The 12388-nt window shown below is 31.9% G+C and carries 17 protein-coding genes and 1 pseudogene; 17 read left to right on the forward strand and 1 reads right to left on the reverse strand.

What is annotated here, in order from left to right:
* The first annotated feature begins 1 nt into the window (after position 1).
* From HDR40_RS08155 to HDR40_RS08230, 16 genes and pseudogenes are all read left to right on the forward strand, one after another.
* Positions 2–520 (forward strand): hypothetical protein, encoded by a 519-nt coding sequence (locus tag HDR40_RS08155; RefSeq protein WP_290628154.1) that lies wholly within the window; start codon positions 2–4, stop codon positions 518–520.
* 88 nt (positions 521–608) lie between these two features.
* A complete protein-coding gene (locus HDR40_RS08160) occupies positions 609–938 on the forward strand; it encodes a hypothetical protein (protein WP_290628156.1) in 330 nt (109 codons plus the stop codon).
* Positions 925–1329 (forward strand): hypothetical protein, encoded by a 405-nt coding sequence (locus tag HDR40_RS08165; protein ID WP_290628158.1) that lies wholly within the window; start codon positions 925–927, stop codon positions 1327–1329. Before HDR40_RS08160 ends, HDR40_RS08165 begins: the two co-directional genes overlap by 14 nt.
* A 343-nt stretch (positions 1330–1672) precedes the next feature.
* Positions 1673–2326: a hypothetical protein gene (locus tag HDR40_RS08170; protein WP_290628159.1), complete on the forward strand. Its 654-nt coding sequence runs from the start codon at positions 1673–1675 to the stop codon at positions 2324–2326.
* Between the two features lie 95 nt (positions 2327–2421).
* Complete coding sequence (locus HDR40_RS08175) at positions 2422–2859, forward strand: hypothetical protein (protein WP_290628161.1); 438 nt, start codon at positions 2422–2424, stop codon at positions 2857–2859.
* Between the two features lie 11 nt (positions 2860–2870).
* The gene (locus tag HDR40_RS08180) at positions 2871–3314 is read left to right on the forward strand and encodes a hypothetical protein (protein ID WP_290628163.1); all 444 of its coding nucleotides are present in this window, start codon (positions 2871–2873) and stop codon (positions 3312–3314) included.
* A gap of 178 nt (positions 3315–3492) precedes the next feature.
* Positions 3493–4434, forward strand: coding sequence for an adenine-specific methyltransferase EcoRI family protein (locus HDR40_RS08185; RefSeq protein WP_290628165.1), 942 nt, complete (start codon positions 3493–3495; stop codon positions 4432–4434).
* Positions 4435–4625: 191 nt separating this feature from the next.
* Entirely contained in the window at positions 4626–5318 is a 693-nt protein-coding gene (locus HDR40_RS08190; RefSeq protein WP_290628185.1) for a DNA adenine methylase, read from the forward strand.
* A 3-nt stretch (positions 5319–5321) separates the two neighbouring features.
* Positions 5322–5552, forward strand: coding sequence for a hypothetical protein (locus tag HDR40_RS08195; RefSeq protein ID WP_290628167.1), 231 nt, complete (start codon positions 5322–5324; stop codon positions 5550–5552).
* Positions 5553–5555: 3 nt separating this feature from the next.
* A complete protein-coding gene (dcm, locus tag HDR40_RS08200; protein WP_290628169.1) occupies positions 5556–6704 on the forward strand; it encodes a DNA (cytosine-5-)-methyltransferase in 1149 nt (382 codons plus the stop codon).
* A complete protein-coding gene (locus tag HDR40_RS08205; protein ID WP_290628171.1) occupies positions 6701–7447 on the forward strand; it encodes a site-specific DNA-methyltransferase in 747 nt (248 codons plus the stop codon). The genes dcm and HDR40_RS08205 overlap by 4 nt, the downstream gene beginning before the upstream one ends.
* Positions 7448–7760: 313 nt before the next feature.
* Positions 7761–8147, forward strand: coding sequence for a hypothetical protein (locus HDR40_RS08210; protein WP_290628173.1), 387 nt, complete (start codon positions 7761–7763; stop codon positions 8145–8147).
* Between the two features lie 163 nt (positions 8148–8310).
* On the forward strand, positions 8311–8535 hold the full coding sequence (locus HDR40_RS08215; RefSeq protein WP_290628175.1) for a hypothetical protein: 225 nt from the start codon (positions 8311–8313) through the stop codon (positions 8533–8535).
* A gap of 75 nt (positions 8536–8610) precedes the next feature.
* Positions 8611–10455 (forward strand): type I-E CRISPR-associated protein Cse1/CasA, encoded by a 1845-nt coding sequence (locus HDR40_RS08220; RefSeq protein WP_290628177.1) that lies wholly within the window; start codon positions 8611–8613, stop codon positions 10453–10455.
* Between the two features lie 4 nt (positions 10456–10459).
* Positions 10460–11521, forward strand: a complete 1062-nt coding sequence (locus HDR40_RS08225) for a hypothetical protein (RefSeq protein ID WP_290628179.1) — start codon at positions 10460–10462, stop codon at positions 11519–11521.
* Between the two features lie 14 nt (positions 11522–11535).
* Positions 11536–11616: pseudogene (locus tag HDR40_RS08230) on the forward strand (type II toxin-antitoxin system RelE/ParE family toxin); the annotation flags it as partial.
* A 209-nt stretch (positions 11617–11825) separates the two neighbouring features.
* Here HDR40_RS08230 and HDR40_RS09945 read toward each other — a convergent pair.
* Positions 11826–11921: a putative holin-like toxin gene (locus HDR40_RS09945; protein WP_365936794.1), complete on the reverse strand. Its 96-nt coding sequence runs from the start codon at positions 11919–11921 to the stop codon at positions 11826–11828.
* Between the two features lie 188 nt (positions 11922–12109).
* Here HDR40_RS09945 and HDR40_RS08235 point away from each other — a divergent pair.
* Positions 12110–12388: transposase (locus HDR40_RS08235; protein WP_290628181.1), on the forward strand; the 279-nt coding region annotated here is incomplete at its 3' end.

Raw genomic sequence — 12388 nt, forward strand, 5'->3', positions numbered from 1 at the left:
CATGTCAGAAGAAAAAAAGGCTGAGATAAAAAGAAATGCAAAAGTTTTGATTACTAAGAATTTAGAAATCAAAGCAAATCGAGCGCAAGAAGAATATCTTCAACAAAATGGATTAAGTAAGGAATATATTAATCCTACTGTTCCATCTCAAATTGTTGATGCATTAAGTGGTGTAGCAACAGAAGAGTTTCTTAAATATTATCCAGATACTGATGAAGATACACTTGATAATAATGTTCAAGAATATATCAATCAAAATTATAACGATAACTTTATGTTGAGTCAGGTTGAGTATCGTCAAAATGAAGATGAGATAAAGGAAAAGATGATAGATAAGCTTGTCATGTTAGTTGCTAACAGTGACAAATATAATGGTGTAGATAGAGGAGCAGTCTTTCAGCAAGCACGAAGTATTTCAACATTGAGAGAATTACATAGCTATCTTACTGAAGATGGTATTGAATTATTCATGGAAAAATACGGCCTTGATAATCAATCTTCTAAAGGTAATAAAAAGTAGTAATAAATAAAAAACAGGATGCTGGCAGGCATCCTGTTTAGGTGTTAAAAGCCTTAAATATCAAGAACGCAGATTCATTATCAAAAAAATGACTTTAAATATTCCTTTTGATGATCACAAATTATTAAAGAGAGAATATTATTGCGGATATATCGAAGTATTACCTAGTGATAAAATTTTTGAAGACGTTAAAAATCTTGATGTTTTGGATTTGGCTGAAAAATATCTTGAATTAGATGGTGCAGCTGGCAGTATCTCTTTCATGAATCATTTAGTTTATACTGGTGATGAAAAAGCTTATTTTTTAGGCATGGATACTGAGAATTTACATGCAAGACCAGAAGATGAACTTGCTTATGTAAACGAATCGTTGATTGCAATGAATCAAGAAATTAGAAAGTTGAATGGTGAAAAATAAAATGAGTGTGATGAAACCAAATGAAATTGTAGATAATGGCCCAAGCCGTATGTCACTGTACAGGCTTTACAATGAATACTCAGACGACGTTAGCGAAATCATTAATGATTATATTGATGATTATATTGATGATGTTCATAAGATATCTCTAGCTGGAAAGTATATGGATTTTTGGGATATGTGCGATTATGTTAGAAAAAGAATGATGGATAGATTATTTATATATCTTGATGGTGATTTAAATCAAATTAACAAAACTGGTGATAAACAAGCTGTTGAAGAATTGCTTAACAAAAGTGGTTGGAAAGTAATACATAAAGAACGTAATGGTAGTATTTTTAGACATGCGTTTTTATGGCTAAGTATACGACCATATGTGATAGCTAAATAAGAGTTATTTAGAGCACTAGATACTATGAATTAGAAAGTTGAATGGTGAAAAATTATTAGATATGATCTTGGTGAAGTTGGAGCTAATATGCCTTCGCAATTCTTTGAAAGTATAGATGGACAGCAGAATTTTTGGGTATGAGCGTTAAAGAACTTAAAGTTTTACCTTCAGGTAGTCAAGTTACTGATAAGAATGGTAAGAGGTGGATTCTTTGGATAGGAATGGTGTAGTTTGAAAAATATGCAAAAGTATGAGAAAACCCAAGATAAACAAGAGTGTGCGCAACATTATCTTGAAAAACTTTTCATTAGTAGAATTTTTGAAGGAAAATGAGGAAAAATTTGTGGAAGAAAAATCAGAGATAATCTACGTACCCATGCCAGTAATGAATACAAAACAGGCTAGGCTAACTAAGCATTATAAATTTGTGAGATACACTAATTATGTTTTGCAGTTTATTGGAGTTTTTATCGGAATATGGCTATTTTTAGAACTAAGTCCTGAAGTAATCAAAGCTGGAGTTTTGAGTAAAAAGCAACTAATCACCAACATGATGCTTTATCTATGGCTAACTTGCATGGTTGTAACAGTAGTATTTTCATTAATCATCCTAACAATTATTAGATCAACTAGATTTTCAGTAATTACTTTTTGGGGCCATTGGCCAGTAAAAGGTGAGCATTTTTTTGAGGATAAAGCTAAACTTGAGCAAGTAATTGCTAGTTCAAGTACTAGTAAAGACATTCGTTCATTTAAAGGTGCATGGATTTTTAACATTGTTTTGACTATTTTGGCATTCATTTTGATTACTAGGCAAAGTACTTCAGCATTTATGCTTTCAATGGCAAGAATTTGGATGATAGCGATTATTATTGATGGCTTATTTAATTTATGGGTTCAAGTAGTTTTTGATGATTTGAAATTTACCATTGCGAAAATTACAGATCCTAAACACTACCTATCGTTCGCAAAAACTCGGAATAAATTCCCATTGTAGTTCATTAACTAAATAAATATTTTTAAGGGATGCAGAATTGCATTCCTTTTTGTGTTACTTATTAATTTTGAATATTGGCTTGTGGAGGTAAAGAAATGCATAAAAGGGTAGCAGTTGTTCCTGTGCAGACTCAACAAGGTTGGATGTATCAGGATGGGTCAGTTATTGATGCAGAGGGATTGAAAGTATTTCTTGTTGCATTTAATGATTTAAGTAAGAAGATAGCATATATTGCTATTTTTGACGTAGAAACTGGGAGTTTGATTGATGAAGTAAATTTAATTCCTGAGGATATTCCAATAATTAATAAGACTGGTGGTTTAACTGAGAATACTTGGGCTAGGGTTTGCTTGAAAATAACTGGTATCAGTATGTGGTATAAAGCACGCAATAGTAAAGATGTAAAAGAAGCAAGACTACAGGAATTGAATCGAATGAAAGACGATAGACCACCAATTTTCTATCTAGATAAAGATGATCCTAAACTTTATGAAAAAATTAAGAGGATTAAAAATCAAAATTTAAATTTATAAGAGGGAAAAATATGGATGATAAATATCAAAATATAGCAGTTATTCCTGTTATTACTGATAAAGGTTGGAAGTATATGAATGGTCAAGTATTCAACATTGACGGTTTAGAACTGTTTGTAATTGCTACCGACGGAATCAATTATGATAAGTCTATGGCTATCTTTGACTTAATAACAGGGAGCTTTATTATTGAAGTGCCATTGAGTGAAGTGGATTTTTTATTAATGAATGAAAGTGGACATGTAACTAAAAGTACATGGAATGTATTAGAGCAAACTATGCATGAAATTGTATCAGAATTTCGAAAATGGGGTTCTAAGAAGCTTCACAAGTATCGGCAGTTAGATTTAAGCAGTATCAATAAAAAACGTCCACCACTCTACTATTTAAGACGTGATGATCCTGAGCTATACGATAAAATTAGAGAAATTGAAGCAGAATATAATGGAGTATGATGAAGATTAGGAAAGTAAGAAAGCTAATGTTAGATAAAATATAATTTTGAATTTGGGATGGTTAGAAAGTTCAATTATTTAGATGTTATATATAAGTTAGAATCAAACTAGAAATCTAGAAATATAGAAGTATTACAGGGGATGCATAATTGCATCTCTTTTTTATATGGAGAAAAATATGCGAAGCAGCAAAGACTTGAGTAATGCTAAGAGTAGCAAAAAGGATGAATTCTATACCTCTTATCATGATATAGAACTTGAGATTGAAAACTATAAAAGCCAATTAAAGGCTAAGGTGGTGATCTGTAACTGTAACGATTCGTTAAAAAGTAATTTTACTAAATATTTTCTAGATAACTTTAACCGTTTGAGCTTGAAGAGACTAATATGTATTAGTTATGGTCATTTATCAAATCAACATGGGTATGTTTTGGATAAGAAAAAAGGCTTAAAGCCTAGTATTCAAACTTTACAGGGCGATGGTGATTTTAAATCAGATGAAAGTATCTATTACTTAAAGCAAGCAGATGTAGTGGTTACTAATCCACCCTTTTCACTGTTTAGGCAATTTTTAAGTATTTTAAGTAAATACAAGAAGAAATTTATTATTTTAGGCAATGTTAATGCTTTGACTTATAAAGAAGTATTTTCTTTGATTTTGAAAAATCAATTATGGTTAGGTGCTAGTATTCACTCAAGTGATAGAGAATTTAAGGTTCCAAGTGATTATCCGTTAGCTGCTTATGGAAGTCGAAGGGATGCTAATGGTGTCGGATATATACGTGTTACTGGGGTCAGGTGGTTTACTAATGTTAATTATTTGCAGCGATACAAGAAATTAGTATTAAAGCAAGACTATAATCCTAATGATTATCCGAATTATGATAATTACAATGCTATCGAAGTGGGTCGAGTAGCAAACATTCCTAGAAATTATGATGGAGTAATGGGGGTTCCAATAACTTTTATGGATAAATTTAATCCTGAACAATTTAAAATCTTAGGTCTGGATAGACACGTGGCTCCTAAGGAATCTTTAAAAGGTGGAAGATTAGCTGTTTATGGAAAAAGAAAATACGCCCGTATTTTAATCAAGAGAATTTTGAATGATAGTAAATAATAAATTTTTTAACAGTAAAACTTGAAAGGAAGATAATTGAAACCTATTTTAAAATACCCAGGTGGTAAGCAACGTGAGTTGAAGTACTATCTGAAATATATACCAAGATTTAAAAAATACTATGAACCATTTTTGGGGGGGGTGGAGCAACGTACTTTGCACTGCAGCCTAAAAAAGCGAGGCTAGGAGACATCAATAATCGTTTGATTAAGTTCTACCTTAATCTGGTAAACAACTATCCTACGGTTAAAGATGAGATTTCTCACTTATCAAAGGAATATGAAGAAAATAGACAAATTGAGGGCGGTGATAGTAGAAGAAATAGTGATATGTATTATCGAGTGAGAGATATGTTTAATGGAAAAGCAGAACCTACCTTAGATTTTGCTACTATTTACTACGTTATCAATCACTTAGCATATTCAGGAATAATTAGATACAACAAAAAGGGAGAGTACAATATTGCATATGGCTGGTATGCACATTTGAACTCGTCCTTATTAACTGATGAGCATTATGAATTACTAAAAACAGCAGAAATTAATAAAGAATCCTATGAAAAGTCTTTTGAGCAAGCAAGTTCAAAAGACTTTATTTTTTTAGATCCACCATATGATTGTACATATTCAAGTTATGGAAACCTGCAGTTTATTGGTGACTTTAAAGAAGATGAACATCGAAAGTTAGCACAAGATTTTAAAAATTTATCTGCTAAAGCATTAATGATCATTGCTGCTACTGATTTAACTAAGGAGCTATATGCACCTTATGTTCAAGATGAATACAGAAAAAATTATTCTTTGAATATCAAAAATAGATTTCAACTTGGTGCAGAGCACTTGGTTGTAGCGAATTATGATATTCGTGAAATAGAGAGAAGTTAAAAAATGGACGAAAAAGAAAAGCAACAAAAATTTAAAAAAATTAACAAGGATTTTGCAATGATGACAAAACCATTATTGAATATAGTAGCTTCTGAATATTTTCCAGAGTTGAGTTATGAGGAATTAGACAAACTTCTTTTGGAAGACGATACAGTTAGTTCAATTGTTAAGTTGACGAAATCAAGTAGTTCCGATGACATTAACAACTATATGGACAAGAAGCTGGAGAAGTAAACAATGCAATTTATAGATATGTTTGCTGGTATCGGTGGCTTTAGAACAGGTTTAGAAAATGCCGGACATACTTGTGTTGGATATATAGAAATAGATAAATTTGCAAGACAAAGTTATGAAGCTATTTATGATACGAGAGGAGAATTTACAGCTTATGATATTCAAAAAGTTCAAGGGGGGGAACTCCCAAGCGCTAAAATCTGGACATTTGGAAGTCCATGCCAAGATATTAGTATTGCTGGAAAGGGACTTGGAATTGTCAAGGGAAAAAGAAGCTCTATGTTTTTTGAAGTTATCAGATTACTTAAAGAAAGAATTGAAAACAAAAAGACGCTACCTACCTATCTCATCATGGAAAATGTTAAAAACTTACTTTCCAGCAATCGAGGATGGGATTTTACCAGAGTACTCTTTGAAATGGGCAAAGTCGGGTACGATGCTGAATGGTCAGTTCTCGACTCTGCCCAAGTCGTCCCTCAGCACAGGGAGAGAATATATATTGTCGGACATCTTAGAACAGCAAGTTCCAGAAAAGTTTTTCCTATCGAAGGACAAAATACAGCAACTTTTGAAGGCTCAAAAGTAGAAACAGTTGGTCATTACGGGGAGAAGAGACACCAAAGCAGTATTGTTTATGATCCTATTGGTACATCCCCAACTTTGAGTGCAACAGACTATAAACATCCAGTTAAAGTAGCAGTCAAACAAGTGGGACAATTATGGAAAGGCGGTAGCTTTGGTGGCAATCCCCAAAGAGGAAGAGTTTATAGTACTGCTGGCGCATCTCCGACTTTAGGTACAATGCAAGGTGGTGGACTTGAACCCAAAATAGTAGTTAAACCATGCTTAACTCCAGATAGAATAAAAAAGCGTCAAAATGGTAGACGCTTTAAAAATAATGATGATCCTAGTTTTACTATTACAGTTGAAGATAGAAATGGTGTAATGATTGCTAACAAAGGAGAGATTGCTATTAGAAAGTTAACGCCGTTGGAATGTTGGAGACTGCAAGGATTTAGTGATGAACAATTTTATAAAGCAAAGCAAGCCGGAGTCAGTGATAGCCAGTTATATAAACAAGCAGGTAATGCAGTAACTACTAAAGTTGTTGAAGCAATAGGTAGAAAACTATATGAGGTTAATAAGTATTGATTAGATTAGTTAATGATAATTGCTTGAATGCAATGAAAGATATTCCAGATGAGTCAGTAGATATGATACTTGCTGACTTACCCTATGGAATTATTAGAAATGATTGGGATGTGATGATTCCTTTAGCTAAATTATGGGAGCAATATGACCGCATTATCAAAGAACACGGTTGTATTGCTCTTTTTGGTACAGAAAAATTTTCTACTAAGTTGGCAGCAAGTAATTTAAAAGAATTTAGATATCGCTGGTATTGGGAAAAGAATAATCCAGTAGGTTTTTTAAATGCTAACAGGATGCCACTTAAAAATATTGAAGAAATTAATATTTTTTATAAACATTTACCGACATATAATCCAGTAATGACTAAGGGAAAGCCCTATGTTACGACTTCACACAATTCCAGCTCTAATTATGATGCGAAAAAGAGTCATGTAACTATAAACGATGGTGTGAGGTTTCCAAAACAAGTAATACATGTTAGAAATGATAATATGCATCAGGTACACCCTACGCAAAAACCAGTTGAGTTACTTGAATATTTGATTCAGACATATACAAATGAATATGACGTTGTTTTGGATAATACTATGGGTAGTGGTAGTACTGGTGTAGCAGCAATAAATTTAAATCGAGATTTCATCGGAATGGAGATACAGCAAAACTATTTTGAAATAGCAAAAGATAGAATTAAAAAAGCAATAACTGAAAAAGTGACTATTGCTTCGGCTACTGTAAACGAGTAAGCTTAAATATAGGACAGGAAAACTGTCTATATTCTTTTAACTTCCATCAAGATATTGATGTTAAATATATATCATGTAGATCTAAGAGGAATCCTAGTATTCCTCTTTTTTGTTTGTCTAATCAAATTTAGCTAAATGATATATTTAAGATATAATTATTTGTGGCCAAAGTATTATATACTTTAATGAATAGGGATGCTCCTTAAATGGGGCATCCCTATTTTTGTGTGCATATTTTTATCGATTCTGACTTTTCCAGCTTTTTTAAAAATAGCTAGTAAAATTTAGTTTATAGGTGAAATAGGAGGTTTTTATGAAAACAAATGAAATGCTTCAAATCTTTGATCCTGAAAAGTTTTTCTGGGATAAGGCTGCTGACACTTTGAAATTATATTACTCACAAAATGTAGCAAATATACCTACACTCAGATATGCCTTTGATTATGATAAGGAAAAGAAACAGTTTGTGTACTACGTTGGGCTGACCATTGAAAATGAGTTTTTTGGTAACTTAGAAATAATATTGCCGATTATCCGAGCATCTACTCCTCAAAAAGCTAAAGCAGACCAAAAGTACATGCGTGAAGATAGCGACTTGGTAAGTACCATAAGTTTTGCTTTTGGGGTACTTGGAGCTAAAAGTTTAAAGTTAGTCGAGCTTTCTGGTAAAGAACGTATTATTTTACTAAAAATTAAGTAGTATAATTTGTAGTTGTTAATGCTTTTAGGGATGCTTCGTAATTGAGGTAACCCTATTATTTTTTTGTTTATTTAAATTAATTTGTTGAATATATTCAACAAATATATTAATATATAAGTGTAAAGAGTTAGTAGATAGTACATAGAAAAGAGATATAAAAATTATGCAAGTAAAAGTAGAAACTCAATTTAATCCTTCTGAATATACTCATGAAGACGAACCTGTTGTTTATGTAAATGATACTGCTGTAGGTCATTTAGAATGGGATGCAGACCAAGATGGCGGTTCTTGGGTATTTTGGCCATCTGATATTGATGATGGCGTTACTTTGTATGGTACCGTTGAGGAATCACTTTCAGAAATCAAGGATAGATACGAAAATCAATAAGTATCAGATTTAGCATTAAGCGGTTATCTACTAGATAATTGATTGATGCTTTTATTTTTTACGAGGATAAACTAAATGATTAGAGATTTAGATAAAGCATATTTAATTCTTCAAGCACCAGGATTAAGTTTGAAAGATTTAGCAGAAAAAACTAGAATCAAATATCAGACTTTGCGTCTATATAAGTCTAATAACGACAGATTAAGAGCTGCGGCAGCAACTCAAATAAGTGATTTAGCAAGTGAATGGGAGAATCATCCAACGTTCAACTTACTTACTGTTCCTTGGATAAAAGTTTTAAGTAATAAGACTTTTGAAGAAGAGACTGTATCATTAACTAAATTGTTAACTAGCGCTAAAGAATATCGAATGCTTGCAAATGATATGAAAATTCAAGATGTAGCAATACTTCGGTTAATCTTGGCCATTGTATTATCTGTATATTCACGTTTTGATGTAGAAGGTAAGTCCTATGATTGGGTTACTATAAAACAAACATCAATGAGATTAAGTAGAGTACACGAAGAAAAATATAATGAAGCAGATATACTTAGTACTTGGAAGCAACTTTATAAGAATAAAGCATTCAGCAAAGTTTTGTTTGACTATCTTAACAAAATTAAAAATGATTTCGATTTGTTTGGAGATAATCCATTTTTTCAAGTTAATAAAGACATTTATGATGCAAATGTTCCTAAAAATAAAAAAGTGGAAAACGGTAAAGGAACTGTAGCATTACGTCAGTTAAATCGAAGAATAGGTGAAAGTGGTAATAGTAAATCTATCTTTTCACCTAAGTCAGAAACTTATAAGGATGAGCTGGAGTTTGCTGAGCTTGCGAGATGGGTACTTACCTATCAAAGTTATACAAGTGTAATTGATAAGACTAAAGTTGTTCCTGGTGATTTTAGTGTTTCAGCTGGATGGACATATAAGCTGAATCCTTATTTTGTTCAAGCTGATAATATATTTGATACTTTGATGTTGAACTTATCTTTAATTGATGAGACACATCAATACAAAGCTCAAAGACCGTCTTGGGAGTGGAATAAGGAAGATTACCTTGCTTATCGTTTAAAGCTTGAAAAGCCGTCTAATCAAGCTGAGAGCTATACTTTATGGTCAAGGATGCTTCATATTGAGCTATCTGATTATGGAGAACCACAATTGTTTTCTGCAGGACTTCCTAAAATGGATAATCAAGAAGCATATGAAGAGCCGATGACTATCTGGAGATACAGTGATAAAAAAGCAACGTTTATTCCAGATAGAGTGATGCAGAGTAATTATTATGTACCTATGTTTGTAAATATGAATAGATTTATAGATAAGTCAGTAGATAAAAGCAATCATCAATCAACAATCGGCTATTGGATAGATTATCTTTATGGAAAAGACCTACTAGAAAAGGAAAAGCCTGTAAACTTAGTGTCAATCAGTCTGTTGGACGATGAAAAAGGATCATCACAATTACTATATGCAGAAAAATATGGTGATGTGATGTTGGAATTGAATAAAATTTGCTCAGATGATTGGAAAAAAGTAATAGATACTGCTGCACTTGTTGCAAGAAAAGCATCTAGTATTCTTTGGCATTTTGTAAATGAAGATACTAAATTAAAGGGACTCAATAATCCTAAAATTGCAGATAAAGTAGTTAATGAGTTTTGGCTCAATCTTAACTTTCAAGACTGGATTAATGATTTGGATTTAAGCGGTAAAAGAGAAAATTTGAGCATCTGGTTTGATGAAGTTAAGGAGGATGTCGTTGATATTGCTGAACAACAGGTAAGATTAGCTTCTGCTCGAGAAATACGAGGAGACAGCCAAAATAATATTCATACGCTATATAATGCACTTTATGGTCAGTTGATAGGGATGCTAAAAAAGACGGCTAAAGATTATTCAGAAGGTTTGTAGAAAAATGAGCGATAAAGTAAAAATTGAATACAAAGGTAAGATCTATTATAGGCTTGCTGACTTAGCTCATGATTATGGCATAAGTGCGAAGTTAGTAAGTGATAGATGGCATAAAGGACATCGAAACCCTAAAGACTTGTTAGAAAAAGGTAAACTCTTTACTATTTCTCCGTATGCACATCAAATTACCTATCAAGGAACTACTTATAATTCTGCACGTGACTTTGCTAGAAAGCATGACTTAATTTATGGTAAAGTTCTTAGCTTAATAAAAAAGGATATCACGGATCCGCAAAAACTGATAGATAAAGGAAAGCGCAGTGAGTATACGCAGGTTGAGATGTTGACTAAAGCACGTAAATTGGATGAAGAGCAAAGGGATAAATTTCTAAGCGCTAGAAATTTATTATCTGTTCAACAGGTTAGTAAGATGACTAAGGTTCCAACTCACCCTATCAATGTTTTGGCAAATAGTTTAATTAAAGGGACGAAAAAAAAGGGCTATTTAGGACTTAAAAAATCTGATTTAGTTAAGTTGGATTTTGAAGATGATGAAGATAAGAAAAAAATAAAGGATGGTGCTTTTATTGGTGAATATGGTTTTAAAAAATCTGCGGTAGACCATATTTTAAAGCGTATTAACATCATAAAAGATCGTGAGATGAAACAATTACCTGAACCATTTTCTAATTATTATTATGATATAGAACATAAAGAGGTTTGGAAATATTATCCTTTAGGCTATGGTACTATTCGTTTGAATATTTTTGGAGGTGGCAAATATTTCAAATTTGCTATTGGTAAAAAACAATTTCAATTTACGCCTGACGCTCTTGATGATATTGTTAAAAATCCAGAGATTACATATCAAGATTTATTGACTAAGCAAGATATAATCAAAAATTCAGATTTGACAGCTTCACGTTGGCATAATAGAAAAATTTCAAAATATCTGCCACCTCTGCATGTTCGCTATGATAAAACTGGAAATAGAGTAAGTGGTTGGACTAAAGAAGAAATATTATATCCAGAAAAATTACGACTATTAAATATGAATAAAGTGTAGGTATACAACAAAATTGGGTTAAATTTATTGACAAAAATTTGTATGAAATAAGATCCAAAGTTGGAAAAAATCAGCAACGTGGTCTATATTTTCATGAATGATGCCAGCAATTTTCTAGCTTTTTTATTTAAAAACAGACTGTAAACTAAAAAATTCTCAAGAGTTCTCTTGAGAATTTTTAAATATAATTATGGAATTATAGTATCTTTTTAATAATAAACTTAAAGTCGGAGGTTGGGTAAAAAGTACAGGGATGGTCAAAATTTTTACCATAGAAAGTTTATTTCCGACTACATTTAGACTTTTAGTGGTTACTTTTGTTGATAATCTTAAGCACAAGCTCGATTAGTCCGATAATTAAATTTCCGAAGAGTAGCATGAGCTCTACTGTGTGATACATTATAAGTCACTTCCCTTATATATTTTTTCAGCTTTAATTATGATGTATAAGAGAATAGTTTTTTATAATATTACGAGCTGGTGAAAACTTGGTAATTCATTGCCGAGATGAAACCAGCTTTTTCAGTGATTTTCTATTTTAGTATATTTTTGAATTTGCTATAATTTTTGCTACGGGGAGGTGAAAAAATGTTAGCTGGAATTAAATTAAGACTCTATCCCAATCAAGTTCAAAAAGATAAATTGATGCAGATGTTTGGTAATGATAGATTCGTTTGGAATCAAATGTTAGCGATGATGAATGAAAGGTATAAAAATAATCATCATTTGCCATTTCTAGGAAAGTATAAGTTAAACTATCTTTTACCGTCGATGAAATTAGAATTTCCATTTTTGAAGAATAGTGATTCCTCAAGTTTGCAAGTTATAAATGAGACTTTGAATAATTCTTGGAAGAAATTCTTTCAA

Source organism: Lactobacillus sp., from assembly GCF_014803895.1.

Excerpts from the sequence above, each read along its gene's own strand:
- HDR40_RS08155 (WP_290628154.1), top strand. The coding sequence starts at position 2 with ATGTCAGAAGAAAAAAAGGCTGAGATAAAAAGAAATGCAAAAGTTTTG.
- HDR40_RS08160 (WP_290628156.1), top strand. The coding sequence starts at position 609 with ATGACTTTAAATATTCCTTTTGATGATCACAAATTATTAAAGAGAGAA.
- HDR40_RS08165 (WP_290628158.1), top strand. The coding sequence starts at position 925 with ATGGTGAAAAATAAAATGAGTGTGATGAAACCAAATGAAATTGTAGAT.
- HDR40_RS08175 (WP_290628161.1), top strand. The coding sequence starts at position 2,422 with ATGCATAAAAGGGTAGCAGTTGTTCCTGTGCAGACTCAACAAGGTTGG.
- HDR40_RS08180 (WP_290628163.1), top strand. The coding sequence starts at position 2,871 with ATGGATGATAAATATCAAAATATAGCAGTTATTCCTGTTATTACTGAT.
- HDR40_RS08185 (WP_290628165.1), top strand. The coding sequence starts at position 3,493 with ATGCGAAGCAGCAAAGACTTGAGTAATGCTAAGAGTAGCAAAAAGGAT.
- HDR40_RS08195 (WP_290628167.1), top strand. The coding sequence starts at position 5,322 with ATGGACGAAAAAGAAAAGCAACAAAAATTTAAAAAAATTAACAAGGAT.
- dcm (WP_290628169.1), top strand. The coding sequence starts at position 5,556 with ATGCAATTTATAGATATGTTTGCTGGTATCGGTGGCTTTAGAACAGGT.
- HDR40_RS08210 (WP_290628173.1), top strand. The coding sequence starts at position 7,761 with ATGAAAACAAATGAAATGCTTCAAATCTTTGATCCTGAAAAGTTTTTC.
- HDR40_RS08215 (WP_290628175.1), top strand. The coding sequence starts at position 8,311 with ATGCAAGTAAAAGTAGAAACTCAATTTAATCCTTCTGAATATACTCAT.
- HDR40_RS08220 (WP_290628177.1), top strand. The coding sequence starts at position 8,611 with ATGATTAGAGATTTAGATAAAGCATATTTAATTCTTCAAGCACCAGGA.
- HDR40_RS08225 (WP_290628179.1), top strand. The coding sequence starts at position 10,460 with ATGAGCGATAAAGTAAAAATTGAATACAAAGGTAAGATCTATTATAGG.
- HDR40_RS09945 (WP_365936794.1), bottom strand. The coding sequence starts at position 11,921 with ATGTATCACACAGTAGAGCTCATGCTACTCTTCGGAAATTTAATTATC.